Source organism: Haloferax prahovense DSM 18310 (assembly GCF_000336815.1).
Classification (GTDB): domain Archaea; phylum Halobacteriota; class Halobacteria; order Halobacteriales; family Haloferacaceae; genus Haloferax; species Haloferax prahovense.
This window is the reverse complement of sequence record NZ_AOLG01000008.1, coordinates 150,801-169,166: the sequence shown is the minus strand read 5'-3', so window position 1 is coordinate 169,166 and position 18,366 is coordinate 150,801. Positions and strand designations below refer to the sequence as shown.

Genomic DNA, 18,366 nt, shown 5'->3' with positions numbered 1-18,366 from the left:
GATGAACGCCCCCGAACTATTCCTATTACTAATTCTACACTACATTCGTCGGATTACGTGGCAACATTTGTTTACTGAGTGCTAGCCTTACGTCCTTATACAACACATACTTCATCCTATATCGGACATACGTCTCTCAGAACGTCTTTTTGTGGTCATTTGTCAACGCGAACCGTTATATGAACGTCTGTAGATAGCATCTCTCATGGTTCGCGAGACATTCGGTCGCGAATCGAGCACCAATATGAACGACTGTCCAACTTCACAGCTCGAACTGTTCGCCGGAGGAATCGTATGTTGACACCCCTGCAGGCCGACCTCGCTTCGGTCGTCGAGGGCGTGAACCTCGTGTGGGTCCTCACGGTCACGTTCCTCATCTTCTTCATGCACGCCGGCTTCGCCATGCTCGAAGCCGGGCAGGTCCGCGCGAAGAACGTCGCCAACCAACTGACCAAGAACCTGCTGACGTGGAGTATCGGCGTCATCGTGTTCTTCCTGCTCGGCGCGGCGGTGTCGTCCATCGTCGCCGCCTTCACCGGCGGTCCCGCGACGACGATTTCTGGGGCGTTCATGAGCCTCTACGCGCCCGACGCCTCGGCGACGACGGCGTGGGTTGACTGGCTGTTCGGAGCCGTCTTCGCCATGACCGCCGCCACCATCGTCTCCGGTGCCGTGGCGGGCCGCGCCCGGCTCCGGGCGTACCTCACGTACACCATCCTCATCGCGGGCGTCATCTACCCCGTCGTCGTCGGCTTCACCTGGGGCGGCGGCTTCCTCGACGCCCTCGGCTTCCACGACTTCGCGGGCGGCATGATCGTCCACGGCATGGGCGGCATCGCCGGCCTCACCGCGGCGTGGATTATCGGCCCACGCATGAACCGCTTCAAGCCCGACGGCACGGCGAACGTCATTCCCGGCCACTCCATCACGTTCGCCGTCCTCGGCACGCTCATCCTCGCGTTCGGCTGGTACGGCTTCAACGTCGGCACCGCCGCCGCGCCCCTCGCGTACGCCGACGGCGCGGTCACGCTCGGCTCCTTCGCCTACGTCGGCCGCGTCGCCCTCGTGACGACTCTCGGCATGGCCGCCGGCGCAATCGGCGCGGGCGGCGTCGCCATGTACAAGACCGGCAAGGTCGACACGCTCTACGTCGCAAACGGCCTCCTCGCCGGGCTCGTCGGCGTCACCGCCATCGCGGACGACATCGTCTGGCCGGGCGCGCTGGCCGTCGGCCTCCTCGCCGGCGCACAGCTCCCGGTCGTCTTCGAGTTCGTCGAAAAGCGCCTCCACATCGACGACGTGTGCGCGGTCTTCCCCGTTCACGGTTCCGCGGGCATCCTCGGTGCGCTCCTCTACCCCGTGTTCGCCGTCCCGCTGTGGCACGACGGCGCGTCCTTCGTCTCGCTCGCCGTCCCGCAGGTCATCGGCGTCGGCGTCATCGCCGTCTGGACGTTCGCCGCGACCGCAGTCGTCTTCGGCGGCTTCCGGGCCATCGGACAGGTCCGCGTCTCCTCGGACCACGAACGCGAGGGGCTCGACACCGCCGAACACGGCGTCGACACCTACCCCGAGTTCGGTTCGCCCGACGCCGACACCGGCATCCGCACCGACGGCTCCGGCGTCCCGAGCGGGGATGGATTCATGACGACGGGCCGGGAGGACTGAGTTATGAGTGATTCCGACCTTCCGAACGACGGCGACATCAAGCTCGTCATGGCCGTTATCCGCCCCGACAAGCTCTCCGACGTGAAGACCGCGCTCGCCGAAATCGGCGCGCCGTCGCTGACCGTCACCAACGTCTCCGGCCGCGGCTCTCAGCCCGCGAAAAAGAGCCAGTGGCGCGGCGAGGAGTACACCGTCGACCTCCACCAGAAGGTCAAAGTCGAGTGCGTCGTCGCCGACATCCCGGCCGACGACGTGGTCGACGCCATCGCCGACGCCGCCCACACGGGCGAGAAAGGCGACGGGAAGGTGTTCACCTTCCCCGTCGAGAGCGCCGTCCAAGTCCGCACCGGCAAGACCGGACGCGACGCGGTCTGAGCCGCTCGTTCTCTGTCGGCGGTCCTCGTACCGTCCCCACGCCCGTCGCTCCGACCGGCGACGGGGTTATATCGGTTCGGTCGAACGTACCGGTGGCCCCTCGCGGGGCGAGAGCCGAACCCACGCGAAACCGTTTTTCCGCTCCGCACCGAGCGTCGTGACGATGAGCGGTGGCTCCACGTGGTGACTGTCGCGGTCCTCGGCGGACTCGCGGTCGCGCTGTTCGGAATGGCAGTCGCCGGACTGCTCGCTGACCGGTACCTCTCCGAACCCGACGACCTCCGCGCCGACCTCCTCGTCAGCGACGCGAACAAGTGGGCCGTCTTCGCCCTCCTGTGCGGCTACGTCCTCGTCGTCGAGGGGCGACCGCTGTCCTCGATGACCGGCCGCTCGCTGGACCCCCTCGCGTTCGTCGCGGTGGTCGGCGGCGGCGTCTTCCTCCTGTTCGCCGCGAACGCGGTGACGACGCCCGTCTTCGACCGACTCGGCGTGGGCGGCCTCGACGAGGGGATGACCGGACTGGCCTCGCTGTCGGTCAGACACCGGCTCTTCGTGGCCGGGACCGCCGGCGTCACGGAGCAAGTGCTGTTCCACGGCTACGCCGTCGAGCGGCTCCTCGAACTCACCGGCAGCCCGCTTCTCGCGGGCGGCGTCTCGTTCGCCGCGTTCACCGCGAGCCACGCCGTCGGCTGGGAGCGCGGCGCGGTCGCCAGAATCGCCGTCCCCGCGCTCCTGACGACGGTCGTGTACCTCCTCGTGCGCGACGTGGTCGCGCTCGCCTGCATCCACGCGCTCAACGACGCGGTCGGACTGCTCCTGGCCGGGTCGGTGGAGAAGGCCGACGACGCCGACGGCGCTGAGGCCGCCGCCGACGGGACGGCGAGGTAGGTCTCGGTGGGCGCCGCAGTCCCGACACCCGACAGTTCATGCCGGCCGTGTCGTCTACTGGTTCGCCGGTGGCAGGTGCGGCCGACCCAGTAAGGTCTTTCCCGCGAGCGGTCGAACCGGCGCGCATGAACCACGACGAGTCAAGGGCGCTGTACGACCGCGCGCTGTCCGTGCTCGCGGGCGGCGTGAACTCCTCGGTCCGGGCGACGCAACCGTACCCGTTCTTCGTCGAGCGCGGCGACGGCGCGCACGTCATCGACGCCGACGGGAACCGCTACATCGACTACGTGCTGGGCTACGGGCCGCTCCTCTACGGCCACGACGCCCCCGAACCCGTCCAGTCGGCGGTCCAGAAGCACGCCGCGGCCGGGCCGATGTACGGCGCGCCGACCGAAATCGAGGTCGAACACGCCGAGTTCGTCGCGCGACACGTCCCCTCCGTCGAGATGCTGCGGTTCGTCAACTCCGGCACGGAGGCGACCGTCTCGGCGGTCCGCCTCGCCCGCGGCGTCACCGGCCGCGACAAAATCGTCGTCATGCAGGGCGGCTACCACGGCGCACAGGAGTCCACGCTCGTCGAGGGCGGCCCCGGGAACGCGAAGCCCTCGACGCCCGGCATCCCCTCCTCGTTCGCCGAACACACCATCCCCGTCCCGTTCAACGACGAGGAGACGGTCCGCGAGGTGTTCGAGGAACACGGCGAGGACATCGCCGCGGTGCTGACCGAGCCGATTCTGGCGAACACGGGTATCGTCCACCCCGTCGACGGCTACCTCGAAGCCCTCCGCGACGTCACCGAAGAGCACGGCGCGCTCCTCATCTTCGACGAGGTTATCACCGGCTTCCGCGTCGGCGGCCTCCAGTGCGCCCAAGGCAAGTTCGGCGTCACGCCCGACCTCACGACGTTCGGAAAGATTATCGGCGGCGGCTTCCCCGTCGGCGCGGTCGGCGGGAAGGCCGAACTCGTCGAGCAGTTCCCCCCCGGCGGCGACGTGTTCCAGTCGGGAACCTTCTCGGGCCATCCGGTCACGATGGCCGCGGGCCACGAGTACCTGAAGTACGCCGCGGAAAACGACGTGTACGGACACGTCGACCGCCTCGGCGAGAAGCTTCGGTCGGGCATCACGGACATCCTCGAAGACCAGGCCCCCGAGTACACCGTCGTCGGCACGGACTCGATGTTCAAGACGGTGTTCACGCGCCACGGGACGGCCGAGCGCGCCGACGCCTGCGCCGACGGCTGCGCGCAGGTCGAGTCGTGTCCCAACTACGACGTCTGCCCGAAGACCGGCGCGGACGTGTCGAAAGCGGAGACCGACCGCTGGGAGCGCGTCTTCTGGCAGGAGATGAAAGACCAGGGCGTGTTCCTCACGGCGAACCAGTTCGAGTCGCAGTTCGTCTCCTACGCCCACACCGACGAGGACATCGAGGAGACGCTGGAAGCGTACAAGCAAGCGCTGTAGGCGCGTCCCGCCCTGCGACCCGCCGAAGGAGCTTTTTTACGACGCGATCGCCCGAGAGAGCCCGAGGTACGCCGGGAGTCCGAAGACGGCGGCCAGTCCGACGGTGAGGAAAAGCGGGACGACCCCCGTCGGGTCCGGCGCGAAGATGAATCCGAGCGGGAGCGCGACGACGAACGCGACGCCGAAGGTGAGCGCGAGACGGACGGACCTGTTCACGTCGGAGGCGTCGCCGCGGAGGCGCATAACTGTTCGGCACTTCGATACGGGCGCGATTCGGCCGTGCGAGCGAGAGTCACTCGCCGTGACTGCGACCCGGCGCGAACCCGGTCACTCGGCCCGCAGTCGCGCCTCGGCCGCCCGCCACAGCGGCGGATAGGTCAGGGCGACGCCGACGCCGAGACAGACCGCCCACGAGACGAGGATGCCGACCGGGTTCCCCTGGAGTTCGAAGAGGACCAACAGCGGAATCCAGACGGCGGTCACGACGAGGCCGATACCCCAGACGCGGGCGACGAGGCGGAGGCGGAGCGGGCGCGCGAGGAGGAGCGCGAGTGCGACGAGCGCGGCCGCGGCGAGGCCGGCGAACCACGGGGGTTCGACGCCGAGCGCCGAGAGGAGCAGGTCGAGGGGCGCGACGACCGAAGTCAGGCCGAACAGGAGGAGCGCGACGACGACGAGGTCGCCGACCTGCCGGACGACCGAATCGAGGGAGGGCATCGTCCGGGTCGTCGCACGGGGACTGTATCGGTCTTCCGTTCGGATTCGACCCGGCGCGCGGGAGCGAACTGGAGGGCTTTTCAACGCGGGGGCCGGACTGACGCGTATGACTACAACACTTCGCTTGGCGACGCGAGGGTCGGCGCTCGCTCGCGCGCAGGCCGCGAGCGTGCAGGGGGCGCTCGCGGGCCGCCGACTCGACGTCGAACTCGTCGAAGTCGAGACCACGGGCGACCGGATTCAGGACGAACTCATCCACCGACTGGGCAAGACCGGCGCGTTCGTCCGCGCGCTCGACGAGCGCGTCCTCGACGGCGAGGTCGACGCCGCGGTCCACTCGATGAAGGACATGCCGACCGAGAAGCCCGCCGACCTCGTCGTCGCGGGCGTTCCCGAGCGCGCGCCCGCCGGCGACGTGCTCGTCACGGCAGAGGGCCACGGCATCGACGACCTGCCGGAGGGAGCCGTCGTCGGCACGTCGTCGCTCCGCCGGCAGGCCCAACTGCTGAACTACCGCGACGACCTCGAAGTCGAACCGCTCCGGGGCAACGTCGACACCCGCATCGAGAAACTGCTGGCGACGCACCTCCAGCGCGAACACGAGGCCCGCGTCGAAAACGACAAAGAACGGCAAGAGAAGAAGGGCAAGACCGACCACGAAGAGGCGTTCGACGAGACCGCAGACGAGTGGTTCGAGGGGCTCACCGAGCTCGAACGGCAGGCGCTCGGTCGGAAGGTCGAAACCGAGTACGACGCCATCGTCCTCGCAGAGGCGGGACTCAAGCGCAGCGGGCTCTCGGAGAAGGTGAACTACGAGCGCCTGCCGCGGACGACGTTCGTCCCCGCGCCCGGACAGGGGGCCATCGCCGTGACCGCCGCAGACTCGGAGGTCATCGACCTCATCCGCGACAAACTCGACCACCCGCGGACCCGCGTCGAGACGACCGTCGAGCGGACCATTCTCGCCGAACTCGGCGGCGGCTGTATCGCCCCGGTCGGGGTCCACGCCCTCCTGCAGGGCGAGCACGTCCACGTCGACGTGCAGGTGCTCGCGACGGACGGCTCGGAGTCCATCAAGACCTCTCGGGACCTCCCCGTCGGCAACCACGCTAACGCCGCCCGCGAGTTCGCGGCGGCCCTGCGCGACCGTGGTGCCGGCCAGTTAGTCGACGCCGCCCGCGAGGAGGCCGAGGAGTGAGATGACGGCCGACGACGCGGAACCCGGGACGGCGGAGGAACGGTCGACCGGCGACGCGACCGACGGCGACGGCGTCGGCACGGTCCACCTCGTCGGTAGCGGCCCGGGCGACCCGGAACTGCTGACGATGAAGGCCGCCCGCCTCATCGACGAGGCTGACGTGGTCCTCCACGACAAGCTTCCCGGCCCGGAGATTCTCGGGATGATTCCGGCCGACAAGCGCGAGGACGTGGGCAAGCGCGCCGGCGGCGAGTGGACCCCGCAGGAGTACACGAACAACCGACTGGTCGAACTCGCCCGCGAGGGCAAGGACGTGGTGCGCCTGAAGGGCGGCGACCCGTTCGTCTTCGGCCGCGGCGGCGAGGAGATGGAACACCTCGCCGACAACGGGATTCCCTTCGAAGTCGTGCCGGGCATCACCTCGGCGGTCGCCGGGGCCGGCGCGGCGGGTATCCCCGTCACCCATCGCGACCACGTCTCGTCGGTGTCGTTCGTCACCGGCCACGAGGACCCGACGAAAGACGAGTCAGCGGTCGATTGGGACGCGCTCGCCGCGACCGGCGGGACGCTCGTCGTGCTCATGGGCGTCGGCAAACTCCCGCTGTACACCGCCGAGCTCCGCGAGGCGGGGATGGACGGCGACACGCCCGTCGCCCTCATCGAGCGGGCCACGTGGCCCGACATGCGCGTCGCCACCGGCACCCTCGACACCATCGTCGACGTGCGCGACGAGGCCGACATCGAACCGCCCGCAATCACCGTCATCGGCGAGGTCGCCGCGACTCGCGACCGCGTGAAGCAGTTCCTGCAGGGCGGCGGCGCGGACGCCATCGCCGAGACTGACGCGACCGCGGGAGGTTCGGGAGGAGACGAATGAGCCAGCAGGTCCGCGCGGCCGTCTTCCGGCCCGACGACGACCGCATCGAGCGCGCCGTCGAACTCCTCGACTCGCTCGGCGCGACCCCGGTCCCCGACCCGATGCTCGCAATCGAACCGACCGGCGCGACGCCCGAGGCCGGCGAGTTCGTCGTCCTAACGAGCAAGACCGGCGTCGAACTCCTCGCCGCCGACGGCTGGGAACCCGGCGACGCGGTGCTGTGCTGCATCGGCCCCGCGACCGCCGACGCCGCCCGCGACGCGGGTTGGACGGTCGACCGCGTCCCCGACGAGTACACCTCGGCGGGACTGGTCGACCACCTCGCGCCCGACGTGGACGGCGCGACGGTCGAAGTCGCCCGGAGCGACCACGGCAGTCCCGTCCTCACCGACGGCCTGCGCGACGCGGGCGCGGACGTCCACGAAACGGTGCTCTACCGCCTCGTCCGCCCCGAGGGAGCGGGAAAGTCGGCCGAACTGGCCGCGGCCGGCGACCTCGAAGCCGCCCTCTTTACCTCGTCGCTCACGGTCGAACACTTCCTCGACGCCGCCGCGGAGCGAGGTATCCGAGAGGAGGCCATCGCCGGCCTGAACGACGCCGTCGTCGGCACAATCGGGCCGCCGACCCGCGACACCGCGGCGTCCCACGGCATCGACGTGACCGTCGTCCCCGACGAGGCGACGTTCGAGTCACTCGCGGTGGCCGCGGTCGAGACGGCCGCGCCGACGTATCACGAGTGACGTGACGGGAACCGAGGCGGGAGCCGAGACGAGAGACGGCTCGTGGCGCGCCGTCGGCTCGGTCGCCGGCTGGCAGACCGCCGCGAGCCTCTGTTACTACGCCATCTTCGCGGCGACCGGCTTCGTCCGCGAGGCGTTTTCGGTCTCCGAGTCGCTCGTCGGTCTCTTTCTGACCGCCGGCCTGCTCGGCTACACGGTGTTTCTCTTCCCCAGCGGCGCGGCCGTCGACGGCTACGGCGAAAAGCCCGTCATGGTCGTCGGCCTGCTGGCGCTCGCAGTCGCGCTGGTCGGCGTCACGTTCGCGCCGCCGTCGTATCTCCTGTTGTTGGTGACGGTGGCGCTCCTCGGGGCAGCGTACTCGACCGCGATGCCGGCGTCGAACCGCGGCATCGTCGCGGCCGCGCCCGCCGGGAGCAAGAACCTCGCCATGGGGCTGAAACAGGTCGGCGTCACCCTCGGTAGCGGAGCGTCGTCGCTCGTCGTCACCGGCGTCGCCGTCGTCGCGGCGTGGCAGGTGGGGTTCTGGGCAATCGGCGTCTTCGCCGCCGGCTACGCGCTCGTCTTCGCGACGCGCTACCGCGGGAACCCGGGAACCGGCCGGCTCGAACGACCCCGGCTCGCCGGCCTCGGCGACAACCGCGCCTACGTCGCGCTCGTCGCCGCCGGACTGTTCATCGGCGCGTCCATCTTCTCGATGCTCGGCTACACCGTCCTGTACGTGCAGGACGTGGTCGGAACCGGCCCCGCCCTCGCCGGGGGCGTCCTCGCGGCGACGCAGGTGACCGGAAGCGTCGGCCGCATCGGCGCGGGGAGCCTCGCGGACCGACTCGGCGGGGCCCGCGGCGCGGCCACCGTCGCGCTCGTCCAACTGGCCGGCGCGGTCGCGCTCTTTTCGCTCCTCGTCGGAACCGGCGGCTCGTTCGCGCTCACCATCGCCGTCTTCGTCGCGCTCGGCCTCACCATCCACGGCTCGACCGGCGTCTTCTACTCCTGTCTGAGCGGCGTCGTCGACGACGGCGACATCGGCGCGGCGACCGCCGGCGGCCAGACCGCGCTCAACGTCGGCGGCCTCGTCGCCCCGCCGCTTTTCGGCTTCGTCGTGGAATCGACGGGATACGGGGCCGGCTGGGCGCTGGTCGCCGGCTCGACGGTGCTCGCGACCGTCCTCCTGTTCGTCGTCAGACGGCGAATCTGACCGGCGTCGCGGTCGACCAATCCCCCGCCCCGCGGGCGAGGCTTCTTATACCGAACCGCGGCAACCACGACACATGTTCGCCGCCGAACTGGAGTGGAAACGAAGGGGTTCCGTGCCCGAACTACCAGCGTTTATGCCGGAGAGGGCGTGAGTACCACACCAATGGACGGACCCGTCCCCGAACTCGCCGAGCACGCGGCGGCCTGCGCGGCCCGCCTCCGCGACGCCGACCGGGTGCTCCTCGCCTCGCACATCGACGCCGACGGGTTGACGAGCGCCGGCATCGCCTCGACCGCGCTCGAACGCGCCGAAATCCCCTTCGAGACGGTGTTCTGCCGCCAACTCGACGAGGCCGCCGTCGCCGATATCGCGGCGACCGACTACGACACCGTGCTGTTCACGGACTTCGGGAGCGGCCAACTCGACATCGTCGCCGAGTACGAGGCGGCGGGCGACTTCCACCCCGTCATCGCCGACCACCACCAGCCCGCCGAGGGCGTCGAGACCGACCACCACCTCAACCCGCTCCGGTTCGGCCTCAACGGCGCGAGCGAACTCTCCGGCGCGGGCGCGAGCTACGTCCTCGCGCGGGCGCTCGAACCCGAGGGCGTCGACAACCGCGACCTCGCCGCCCTCGCCGTCGTCGGCGCGGTCGGCGACATGCAGGACACGAACGGCGAACTCCGCGGGGCCAACGCGGGCATCGTCGACGAGGGCGTCGAGGCCGGCGTCGTCGAGGAGGGCACCGACCTCCGTATCTACGGCCGCCAGACCCGCGCGCTCCCCAAACTCCTCCAGTACGCGACCGACGTTCGCATCCCCGGCATCTCGAACAACGAGGCCGGAGCCATCGAGTTCCTCACCGAACTCGACGTGGCCTGCCGCGACGACGACGGCGAGTGGAAGCGGTGGGTCGACCTCACCGGCGACGAGCGCCAGACGCTCGCCAGCGCCCTGATTCGCCGCGCCATCGCCAGCGGCGTGCCCGCGTCCCGCATCGACGACCTCGTGGGGACGACCTACGTGCTCTCTCGGGAGCAAGAGGGAACCGAACTCCGCGACGTGAGCGAGTTCTCGACGCTCCTGAACGCAACCGCGCGCTACGACCGCGCCGACGTGGGCCTCGCGGTCTGTCTCGGCGAGCGCGACGCGGCGCTCGACCGGGCGCGCAGGCTCCTTCGGAACCACCGAAAGAACCTCTCGAACGGCCTCCAGTGGGTGAAAGAACACGGCGTCCACGTCGAAGACAACCTCCAGTGGTTCGACGCGGGCGACGAGATACGCGAAACCATCGTCGGCATCGTCGCCGGGATGGCCGTCGGCACCGGCGCGACCCGAAACGGGATTCCGGTCCTCGCGTTCGCCGACACCGAGGAAGGCGAGGTGAAAGTCTCCTCGCGCGGGTCGTACGTGATGGTCCGAGACGGGTTGGACCTCTCGGCGGTCATGCGCGAGGCGTCTCGATCGGTCGGCGGCGACGGCGGCGGCCACGACGTGGCCGCGGGCGCGACGATTCCGAAGGGCGAAGTCGAGGCGTTCATCGCCGAGGCGGACCGCATCGTCGGCGAGCAGTTGGGAGACGCCGATAGCGACGACAGCGACGACTGAAACAAAATCTCCCACCGGCGACGGAAGACGGCGCTCAGTCGTCGACCGGATTCGACCCGAACCTCGCCGGAACCCAGTTTTGACTGTCGATTGGCGGGCGCTCGTGACCGGTGTCGTCCTGTCGGGACGGGAGTTCGATGGGGTCGGGCGTGAGGTCCTCGTAGTCGATTTGCTCCAGCAGGTGCGAGATGCAGTTGAGTCGCGCGTGGCGCTTCACGTCCGCGTTGACGACGTGCCACGGAGCGTCGTCGGTATCGGTGTGTTCGAACATCCGGTCTTTGGCCTCCGAGTAGTCGGCCCACCGCGAGCGCGCTTCGAGGTCCATCGGACTGAGCTTCCAGCGGCGCTTCGGGTCCTCGTTTCGCTTCTGGAACCGCCGTTCCTGTTCCTCGTCGCTGATGGAGAACCAGTACTTGACGAGGACGATGCCCGACCGGACGAGCATCCGCTCGAACTCGGGACAGGTTCGCAGGAACTCCTCGTACTCCTCGTCGGTACAGAAGCCCATCACCCGCTCGACGCCCGCGCGGTTGTACCAACTCCGGTCGAAAAGCACCATCTCGCCCTCGGTCGGAAGCTGTTCGACGTACCGCTGGAAGTACCACTGGCCGCGCTCTCGCTCCGTGGGTTTGCCGAGCGCGACGACCCGCGCCACCCGCGGGTTGAGCCGGCGGGTGATGCGCTTGATGACGCCACCTTTGCCCGCGGCGTCCCGCCCCTCGAAGACGACGCAGACCCTGAGGTCGTGTTCCTTTATCCAGTACTGGAGTTTCACCAGTTCTTCCTGCAGGCGGTTCAACTCGCGTTTGTACTGTTTCTTCTTCAGGACGCCCTCGTCGTTGTAGCGAGGTTTGTCGGTGGGCATAGGCGAACTGCGTGCGCTGTGAACAAATAGCAGGCGGAGAGATGGGGTCGGCGCGGCGGTTCAGAGGTCCGAACAGACCTGCTCGCCGCTCACGATCTCCGGGACGACGACTTCGTCGGCACCGGCGCGGCGCGCGAGCGCCTCGTCCATCTGATCGCCCGCGCGGACGACGAGTTTGGCGTCGGGGGACAACCGGCTCGCCGCGATGGCGATTTGGATGTTCACCTTGGAGTCGTCGATCGCCCCGACGACCGTCGCGGCGCGTTCGACGCCCGCGTCGATGAGCCTGTCCTCGCGGCGGGCGTCGCCTTCGACCGCGAGCAGGTCCGCGTCGAGCGCGCGCTGGTACTGCGCCTCCTTGCTCTCGACGACGACCACGTCGCGCCCCATCTCGCGGAGCCGCGCCGCCACCGTCTTACCGAAGGTTCCGTAGCCGCAGACGACCACGTGCGATTCGAGTTCCGCTATCTCTCGTTGGAGTTTCATCTGGTCGAGTTCCTCGCGTATCTGCCCGCCGAAGGCCGCGGAGACGAACGTCTCGCCGGCCCACAGTCCGGTTCCAATGAGGCCGGTGAGAATCACGATGGCGTACGCCTTGACCAGCGTCGCCGGCCCCTCGTGCGTCTGGTAGTGGAGTTCGATGCTGGTCGGGTCGAGAAGCCAGAACGCCGCGTCGACGAGGGACGCGCCGGCGAGGGCGCTGAATCCGCCGACGCCGGCGACGACGAACGCCGCGACTGCGACGAGCGGCCGGACCATCCGCCGGAGCAACGGCCTGTGCGCCAGCGCGTCGATGAGAATGCGGCGGTCGTACGTCACGGGGGCGCGGACACCTCGTGGGAGCGCGACCGGTCTGGCTCGTGCGGCCCGCAATCGCGACGAATCGGGCGTCTCGACAGTGAAGAGTCACTAGTCTGTCCACGTTTGGAGAAGTTTGACTCGTGTTTGAGTGTATATTCGGCCATGTATCTAGTGTTCGACAACCGTTCGAGTATAAAACCGTTTGTCCTTAAACAACCCAATATTCTGGCTATGACTCCCTGATTCGCTCTCGAACACTATTCGATATAGCAGAATATGATTTATATCTCGAAATCGGAGAGTGACGAACCGACGCCAAACCGGATTCGCGTTCGGTTTCGGGCACGAAATCCACGAAATCCTCATATCGGATGCTTGTGTATGACATGGCACCGGCACGCATGCCGGAGTGGGGTGAACGATGGCGACTGCCAACTCAAACGAGGCCGAATACGACTACCCGGTCGGCTACGAACCGGAGGTACAGACAGAGATGGTCGAACTGGACCGTCGAACCGTCGAGCGACTCGACGCGCTGCGCGAGGACGACGAGTCGTACGACGAACTGATAACCGAGCTCGTGTCCATCTTCGCGGCGAGCGAACTCTCCGCCGCGCGCGTGGACAGCCCGCTCATCGAGTGACGCCCCGCGTCGCTCGATTTTCCGCATTTGAGACGCACAGAGAGCGGAATCGCTGTTCGAGAGACTACCCGTGATAAATCACACTCTGCTATATAGAATCGGAAACACCAGCGAACAACCGTCCGATTTTTTGCCGGGAGCCCGAAAGCTCCGGGTATGACCGACTTCGACCCCGAGAAGTTCGAGGACAAGTACGCCAACTACTTCCCCGAACTCCAGCGCGCGTACAAGAACGCCTTCGAGACGATGAACGACGAGTTCGACTCGTCGCTCATCCACGGGGTCGACCAGCAGATTCTCAACGAATCCGAGCCGTTCTACGAGGACGGCGACTTCTCCGTGCGGCTCCCCGAGAACCCCGCCGAGCGACTGACGGCGGTCGAAATCGACGACGACGAACTCGACGCCGTCCTCGACCGCTACGTCGACGAGATAGAAGGCGAGCTTCGGCGGGTCTTCGGCGTCGAGGCGTAACCCCGAACCAAAGGCCTAAGCACGTTCACCTCGAAGCCGCGTGCATGAGCACGGAGACGCAGGACGGCGAGGACGACCTCAAAGAGCGTGTCGTGAACTTCCTCCGTCGGAACTTCCCGCAGATCCAGATGCACGGCGGCAGCGCGGCCATCCGCGACCTCAACCGCGAGACCGGCGAGGTCACCGTTCTCCTCGGTGGCGCTTGCTCCGGGTGCGGTATCTCCCCGATGACCATCCAGGCCATCAAGACCCGCATGGTCAAGGAGATTCCCGAGATCAACGAAGTCCACGCCGACACCGGCATGGGCGACGACGGCGGCATGGGCGGCGACAGCCGCGGCGGCAGTCCGTCGTTCCCCGGCGACACCAGCGACGACACGACCGACATCGAAGACGACCAGGGCCCGCAGGCCCCGTTCTAAGTCGGCGTTTCGGACGTTTTCGTCCCGTCGTCGGCCGAGAACAGGAGTTTTATCGGCGACTACTCCCCACCCTCGGGTATGACTGCCGAGTCGCCCGAGAACGTCCTCTTCGTCGTCATGGACACGGTCCGGAAGGACCACCTCACGCCGTACGGCTACGACCGCCCGACGACGCCGGGGCTCGACCGATTCGCCGACAAGGCGACCGTCTTCGAGCAGGCCGTCGCGCCCGCACCGTGGACGCTCCCGGTCCACGCCTCGCTTTTCACCGGGATGTACCCGAGCCAACACGGGGCCGACCAGGAGAACCCCTACCTCGAAGGCGCGACGACCCTCGCCGAGACGCTCTCGGCGGCCGGCTACGACACCGCCTGTTACTCCTCGAACGCGTGGATAACGCCGTACACGCATCTGACCGACGGCTTCGCCGACCAGGACAACTTCTTCGAAGTCATGCCCGGCGAGTTCCTGTCTGGCCCGCTGGCGAAGGCGTGGAAGACGATGAACGACAGCGACGCGCTCCGGACGCTCGCCGATAAGCTCGTCAGCCTCGGCAACACCGCCCACGAGTACCTCGCCGGCGGCGAGGGCGCGGACTCGAAGACGCCCGCGGTCATCGACCAGACCATCGACTTCATCGACGACTCCGAGGAGTTCTTCGCGTTCGTCAACCTCATGGACGCCCATCTGCCGTACCACCCGCCCGAGGAGTACAAAGAGCGCTTCGCGCCCGGCGTCGATTCGACCGAGGTCTGCCAGAACTCCAAGGAGTACAACGCCGGAGCCTACGAGATCGACGACGACGAGTGGGAGGACATCCGCGGGCTCTACGACGCCGAAATCGCCCACATCGACGACCAACTCACCCGGCTGTTCGACCACCTGAAAGAGACCGGCCGCTGGGACGACACCATGGTCGTCGTCTGCGCCGACCACGGCGAACTCCACGGCGAACACGGCCTCTACGGCCACGAGTTCTGCCTGTACGACCCGCTCATCAACGTCCCGCTCATGGTCAAACACCCCGACCTCGGCGCGGACCGACGCGACGACCAGGTCGAACTGGTCGACCTCTATCACACGGTCCTCGACTCGCTCGGCGTCGAGGGCGGCGAACCCGCGAGCCCCGGCGACGACGCGGTCGGCCTCGACCGTACGCGCTCGCTCCTGTCGGCCGACTACCGGGAGTTCGCGCGGGCGTCGAACGACGACCCCGGCCAGCGGCGAGACGGCGAGTACGCCTTCGTCGAGTACTCTCGTCCCGTGGTCGAACTCAAGCAGTTAGAGGAGAAGGCCGCGGGCGCCGGCATCGAACTCCCCGAGGACTCGCGGTTCTACTCGCGGATGCGGGCGGCGCGGCGGACCGACGCCAAGTACGTCCGAATCGACCGCATACCCGACGAGGCCTACCGAATCGACGTCGACCCCGAGGAGACCGAGAACGTCGCCGATTCGGACGACGAGGCGGTCGCCGAGACGGAGGCCGCCCTCGCGGAGTTCGAAGACGCCATCGGCGGCGCGTGGACCGACGCGCTCGATACCGACGTATCGGACGATTCAGTGGACCAGATGGACGACGAGACGCAGGACCGCCTGCGCGACCTCGGCTACCTCGAATAGCGACCGACGCCGAGTCTACGTCTTAGCGTATCCCTTCTCCCCGCTCCCACGCCCGAAGGAGCGCCGCAAGCGTCCGGTTCGTCGGCACCTCGAAGCCGTGTCCGGCGGCGATATCGACGACCGCACCGTTGATGGCGTCGACCTCGGTCTGCTTTTCCGACTCGACATCCTGCAGCATCGACGAGCGGTTCGCGGCGGTCTTTTCGACCACCCGGTCGACCGCCTCGCGGGCGACCCGGTTCGGGAGCGAAACGCGCTCTAATCGGGCGACTCGGGCCGTCTCGCGGGCAGCCCGGTGTGCGAGTTCGCCGGCGTCATCGCCCGCGAGCGCGCCGTTTTCGACCCGCGAGAGCGCGGTGACCGCGTTGATGCCGGCGTTGACCGCGAGTTTCTCCCAGCGCCGCCTCGGCATGTCTGTGGCGACGAGCGTGTCGAGCCCCGCGTCCCGGAACGCCTTGCCGACGCGCTCGGCCAGCGGGTCGGGACCGCCGTCGAGCGCGCCCAGGACGACCCGGCCGACCCCGGTGCACTCGACGCGACCCGGTTCGACGAGCCGCGCCCCGTAGGTCGCCGTCCCCGCGAGGACGGGTGCGTCGAGACGAGAGGCGAGCATCTCCTCGGTGAGCCCGTTTTGGAGCGATAGCACCGCACCCACGTCGCAGTCGGCGAGCGCGTCGGCCGCCGCCGCGGTGTCGAACGATTTGACGGTGACGAGTGCGAGACCCGCGCTGTGGCCCGTCTCGGTCGTCGTCGCGGCCGGTGAGACGTGCGCCGACTCGGCACCGACGATGTCGAGACCGGCCGCCGACACCCGCGCTGCGTGCGGGTCGCGGGCGACGAGCGTCACGTCGTGGACCGACGCGAGGAGGCCGCCGACGAGCGTGCCCAGACTGCCCGCGCCGAAGACGAGAATTCGCATGGCTACCCGTACTCAGCGGACGACAAAAATGGCGAGTGTCGCGGCGCGGCGGTCGAATCGGGGGCGACCCCTCAGTCCTCAGTCCAGTAGTAGAGTTTCTCGCGCTCGGCACCGCAGTTCGGACAGGTGTCGGGCAGTCCGTCGAGGTCGCCCATCTCGCCGCAGTCGCTGCACCGCCACATCAACTCGGCCTCGCCGAACTCGCCGCCCGCGCGCTCGTGTTCGACGGACATCCCGGCGAGTCCGTCGCGGGTCGTCACGAAGAAGCCGTCGTCGTCGAAGCCACGGATGCTCCCGAGTTCGGTTCCGTCCTCCGCGTACACCGTCATTCCCACCGTCGGCTGTGTCTCGTCAGCCATACCAGACTATTCGTCGCGCGAGCGAATAAAAAGGAACGGCCGGTTCGCCCTCAAGAATCCGCGGGATGCTCGGAGGGGTGTGGACCCAGCATAAACAATAAACTGAATATCGCGATATAGAATTAGAGGACGCGACAAGACACTTACCGAATCAGTGTCACGCTCGTAACATGTCCCGATTTCGGAGCCGTCGCCGGTTCCTCCAACTGCTCGGGGGTGCATCTCTCGGCGCCGCCGGCTGTCTCGGCCGCGACGGCGGGTCGTCGAGTCCGACGACGACCACGGAGACGACCACCACCACCGCTGAGCCAACCACGACCTCCGGTCCGACCTCCGGACCGGACGAACGCGTGACGGCCACGCCACCGGGTGACCCCGCGCTCTCGCCATCGGGGACGTGGCCGCAGTACCAGTTCGACGGGGGTAACACCGGCTACAATCCCGACGTCTCGGTCCCCCCCGTCGTCGAGGAGTACTGGCGGCTGAACGCCGGCGGCTCGCCCGTCCTCGACGGGGAGCGCCTCTACAACCTTCACGGCCGCGGGCGCGACAAGAGCGCGCTCGTTCGACGCGACCCCTCGACGATGGCCGAGCGGAGCGCGACCACTCTCGTCCGCTACGGCATAAACTCGCCGCCCGTCGTCGCAGGCGACCGGGTCGTCGTCACGACGTTCATCGAGGCCTTCTGCCTCGCCGCCGACGGCGACGAGGTACTGTGGCGCGGGCCGGAGATGGACGGCATCCACGGCCCGCCCGCGGTGGGAGACGGCGTCGCCGCCGTCTCTGGCGGCGGGTTCGACGGCGTTCCAACCCACCTACGGGCGTTCGAACTCGGCGACGGGACCGAGCGCTGGCGCTACGACCTCGGAAGCGACGCGAAGGGCGCGCCGGCCGTCGCCGATGGCGCGGTGTTCGTCGTCACCGACGACGCCGTCCACGCCGTCGACCTCGCGACCGGCGAGCGGCGCTTCCGCGTCGAATCCCGGGCGAGCGAGTGGACGACGCCGGTCGCGACGACAGAGGCGGCGTACCTGTCCACCCGCGACGACGAACTCCTCGTGCTCGCCCCGACCGACGGCACCGAGCTGTGGCGGGCGCCGGGGAGTGGCACGCCGGTCGTCGCCGACGACGTGCTCCACATCGCCGTCGGCGGAGAGACCGCGACGCTATTGCGCGACGACGGGAAGGAAGTGGCGGCGCGCTTCCACGGCGTTCCTCACGCGCGCGCACGAGAAACAATATTGTCCTCCGATGAACACGGACAGCTAGTTGCGTACGATTCTGTAGAAGAACGTCGGCTATGGATACATCAGACACCAGAAGTGCAGGTGGCTGACGTGATATCGCAGGGCGTCGGCACGGCGGTCCCGCTCGACGGGGCGGTGTACGTCGTCGCTGCCGACGGCTTCCACGGATTGGGACCGGCGCGGAACTGAGACCCCCGCGACGTGGCCGCTCGGCTCGAAAACCTGGAGGAAAAACCCACCCGAATCTTACATGAAGTCCGCGATGCCAGACTGCTTGTTCTCGTCCACTT

General features: G+C 68.1%; 20 protein-coding genes. 14 read left to right on the top strand and 6 right to left on the bottom strand.

Going from position 1 to position 18,366, the window contains the following annotated elements:
• Positions 1–294 precede the first annotated feature (294 nt).
• The 4 genes from C457_RS00825 (at position 295) to hemL (ending at position 4,391) form a co-directional block, all read left to right on the top strand.
• On the top strand, positions 295–1,665 hold the full coding sequence (locus C457_RS00825) for an ammonium transporter (protein ID WP_008091081.1): 1,371 nt from the start codon (positions 295–297) through the stop codon (positions 1,663–1,665).
• 3 nt (positions 1,666–1,668) lie between these two features.
• Complete coding sequence (locus C457_RS20850) at positions 1,669–2,040, top strand: P-II family nitrogen regulator (RefSeq protein ID WP_004973960.1); 372 nt, start codon at positions 1,669–1,671, stop codon at positions 2,038–2,040.
• 180 nt (positions 2,041–2,220) lie between these two features.
• Positions 2,221–2,928, top strand: coding sequence for a CPBP family glutamic-type intramembrane protease (locus C457_RS00815; protein WP_008091078.1), 708 nt, complete (start codon positions 2,221–2,223; stop codon positions 2,926–2,928).
• Positions 2,929–3,053: 125 nt separating this feature from the next.
• Complete coding sequence (gene hemL / locus C457_RS00810; protein ID WP_008091076.1) at positions 3,054–4,391, top strand: glutamate-1-semialdehyde 2,1-aminomutase; 1,338 nt, start codon at positions 3,054–3,056, stop codon at positions 4,389–4,391.
• Positions 4,392–4,427: 36 nt separating this feature from the next.
• Here the strand turns inward: hemL and C457_RS00805 are convergent, their stop codons facing one another.
• Both C457_RS00805 and C457_RS00800 read right to left on the bottom strand, forming a co-directional pair.
• Complete coding sequence (locus C457_RS00805) at positions 4,428–4,607, bottom strand: hypothetical protein (protein WP_233514260.1); 180 nt, start codon at positions 4,605–4,607, stop codon at positions 4,428–4,430.
• 111 nt (positions 4,608–4,718) lie between these two features.
• Complete coding sequence (locus C457_RS00800; protein WP_008091072.1) at positions 4,719–5,108, bottom strand: hypothetical protein; 390 nt, start codon at positions 5,106–5,108, stop codon at positions 4,719–4,721.
• Positions 5,109–5,232: 124 nt separating this feature from the next.
• Between C457_RS00800 and hemC the strand changes: the two genes are divergently transcribed.
• From hemC to C457_RS00775, 5 genes are all read left to right on the top strand, one after another.
• Complete coding sequence (hemC, locus tag C457_RS00795) at positions 5,233–6,306, top strand: hydroxymethylbilane synthase (RefSeq protein ID WP_008091071.1); 1,074 nt, start codon at positions 5,233–5,235, stop codon at positions 6,304–6,306.
• A 1-nt stretch (position 6,307) separates the two neighbouring features.
• Positions 6,308–7,183: a uroporphyrinogen-III C-methyltransferase gene (cobA, locus tag C457_RS00790; RefSeq protein WP_008091070.1), complete on the top strand. Its 876-nt coding sequence runs from the start codon at positions 6,308–6,310 to the stop codon at positions 7,181–7,183.
• Positions 7,180–7,923 carry a uroporphyrinogen-III synthase gene (locus C457_RS00785; RefSeq protein WP_008091068.1) on the top strand — a complete coding sequence of 248 codons (744 nt, stop codon included), beginning with the start codon at positions 7,180–7,182 and terminating at the stop codon, positions 7,921–7,923. The genes cobA and C457_RS00785 overlap by 4 nt, the downstream gene beginning before the upstream one ends.
• A gap of 1 nt (position 7,924) precedes the next feature.
• Positions 7,925–9,118, top strand: coding sequence for an MFS transporter (locus tag C457_RS00780; RefSeq protein WP_008091066.1), 1,194 nt, complete (start codon positions 7,925–7,927; stop codon positions 9,116–9,118).
• A 162-nt stretch (positions 9,119–9,280) separates the two neighbouring features.
• Positions 9,281–10,726, top strand: coding sequence for a single-stranded-DNA-specific exonuclease RecJ (locus C457_RS00775; protein WP_008091064.1), 1,446 nt, complete (start codon positions 9,281–9,283; stop codon positions 10,724–10,726).
• A 34-nt stretch (positions 10,727–10,760) separates the two neighbouring features.
• Here C457_RS00775 and ppk2 read toward each other — a convergent pair whose 3' ends face one another.
• Together ppk2 and C457_RS00765 are read right to left on the bottom strand one after the other, a co-directional pair.
• Entirely contained in the window at positions 10,761–11,591 is an 831-nt protein-coding gene (gene ppk2, locus C457_RS00770) for a polyphosphate kinase 2 (RefSeq protein WP_008091063.1), read from the bottom strand.
• A gap of 60 nt (positions 11,592–11,651) precedes the next feature.
• Positions 11,652–12,350 (bottom strand): potassium channel family protein, encoded by a 699-nt coding sequence (locus C457_RS00765; protein ID WP_049913348.1) that lies wholly within the window; start codon positions 12,348–12,350, stop codon positions 11,652–11,654.
• Positions 12,351–12,813: 463 nt separating this feature from the next.
• On the opposite strand from C457_RS00765, the gene C457_RS00760 reads away from it, so the two are divergent.
• From C457_RS00760 to C457_RS00745, 4 genes are all read left to right on the top strand, one after another.
• The gene (locus C457_RS00760; protein WP_008091059.1) at positions 12,814–13,035 is read left to right on the top strand and encodes a DUF7557 family protein; all 222 of its coding nucleotides are present in this window, start codon (positions 12,814–12,816) and stop codon (positions 13,033–13,035) included.
• A gap of 156 nt (positions 13,036–13,191) precedes the next feature.
• Complete coding sequence (locus C457_RS00755) at positions 13,192–13,509, top strand: DUF5783 family protein (protein WP_004973973.1); 318 nt, start codon at positions 13,192–13,194, stop codon at positions 13,507–13,509.
• Positions 13,510–13,553: 44 nt separating this feature from the next.
• Complete coding sequence (locus tag C457_RS00750; protein WP_008091056.1) at positions 13,554–13,931, top strand: NifU family protein; 378 nt, start codon at positions 13,554–13,556, stop codon at positions 13,929–13,931.
• 78 nt (positions 13,932–14,009) lie between these two features.
• Complete coding sequence (locus tag C457_RS00745; RefSeq protein WP_008091054.1) at positions 14,010–15,551, top strand: sulfatase; 1,542 nt, start codon at positions 14,010–14,012, stop codon at positions 15,549–15,551.
• Positions 15,552–15,573: 22 nt separating this feature from the next.
• On the opposite strand, the gene C457_RS00740 is transcribed toward C457_RS00745, so the two are convergent.
• Together C457_RS00740 and C457_RS00735 are read right to left on the bottom strand one after the other, a co-directional pair.
• Positions 15,574–16,470 carry a ketopantoate reductase family protein gene (locus C457_RS00740; RefSeq protein WP_008091053.1) on the bottom strand — a complete coding sequence of 299 codons (897 nt, stop codon included), beginning with the start codon at positions 16,468–16,470 and terminating at the stop codon, positions 15,574–15,576.
• Positions 16,471–16,541: 71 nt separating this feature from the next.
• Positions 16,542–16,829, bottom strand: coding sequence for a DUF7130 family rubredoxin-like protein (locus C457_RS00735; protein WP_008091050.1), 288 nt, complete (start codon positions 16,827–16,829; stop codon positions 16,542–16,544).
• 170 nt (positions 16,830–16,999) lie between these two features.
• Here C457_RS00735 and C457_RS00730 point away from each other — a divergent pair, with 170 nt between their 5' ends.
• Positions 17,000–18,265 carry an outer membrane protein assembly factor BamB family protein gene (locus C457_RS00730; RefSeq protein ID WP_008091048.1) on the top strand — a complete coding sequence of 422 codons (1,266 nt, stop codon included), beginning with the start codon at positions 17,000–17,002 and terminating at the stop codon, positions 18,263–18,265.
• Positions 18,266–18,366: the final 101 nt, after the last annotated feature.

Excerpts from the sequence above, each read along its gene's own strand:
- C457_RS00775 (WP_008091064.1), top strand. The coding sequence starts at position 9,281 with ATGGACGGACCCGTCCCCGAACTCGCCGAGCACGCGGCGGCCTGCGCG.
- C457_RS00765 (WP_049913348.1), bottom strand. The coding sequence starts at position 12,350 with ATGGTCCGGCCGCTCGTCGCAGTCGCGGCGTTCGTCGTCGCCGGCGTC.
- C457_RS00755 (WP_004973973.1), top strand. The coding sequence starts at position 13,192 with ATGACCGACTTCGACCCCGAGAAGTTCGAGGACAAGTACGCCAACTAC.
- C457_RS00785 (WP_008091068.1), top strand. The coding sequence starts at position 7,180 with ATGAGCCAGCAGGTCCGCGCGGCCGTCTTCCGGCCCGACGACGACCGC.
- C457_RS00760 (WP_008091059.1), top strand. The coding sequence starts at position 12,814 with ATGGCGACTGCCAACTCAAACGAGGCCGAATACGACTACCCGGTCGGC.
- hemL (WP_008091076.1), top strand. The coding sequence starts at position 3,054 with ATGAACCACGACGAGTCAAGGGCGCTGTACGACCGCGCGCTGTCCGTG.
- C457_RS00750 (WP_008091056.1), top strand. The coding sequence starts at position 13,554 with ATGAGCACGGAGACGCAGGACGGCGAGGACGACCTCAAAGAGCGTGTC.
- C457_RS00730 (WP_008091048.1), top strand. The coding sequence starts at position 17,000 with ATGTCCCGATTTCGGAGCCGTCGCCGGTTCCTCCAACTGCTCGGGGGT.
- C457_RS00745 (WP_008091054.1), top strand. The coding sequence starts at position 14,010 with ATGACTGCCGAGTCGCCCGAGAACGTCCTCTTCGTCGTCATGGACACG.
- C457_RS00740 (WP_008091053.1), bottom strand. The coding sequence starts at position 16,470 with ATGCGAATTCTCGTCTTCGGCGCGGGCAGTCTGGGCACGCTCGTCGGC.
- C457_RS00735 (WP_008091050.1), bottom strand. The coding sequence starts at position 16,829 with ATGGCTGACGAGACACAGCCGACGGTGGGAATGACGGTGTACGCGGAG.
- ppk2 (WP_008091063.1), bottom strand. The coding sequence starts at position 11,591 with ATGCCCACCGACAAACCTCGCTACAACGACGAGGGCGTCCTGAAGAAG.
- C457_RS20850 (WP_004973960.1), top strand. The coding sequence starts at position 1,669 with ATGAGTGATTCCGACCTTCCGAACGACGGCGACATCAAGCTCGTCATG.
- C457_RS00800 (WP_008091072.1), bottom strand. The coding sequence starts at position 5,108 with ATGCCCTCCCTCGATTCGGTCGTCCGGCAGGTCGGCGACCTCGTCGTC.
- cobA (WP_008091070.1), top strand. The coding sequence starts at position 6,308 with ATGACGGCCGACGACGCGGAACCCGGGACGGCGGAGGAACGGTCGACC.
- C457_RS00825 (WP_008091081.1), top strand. The coding sequence starts at position 295 with ATGTTGACACCCCTGCAGGCCGACCTCGCTTCGGTCGTCGAGGGCGTG.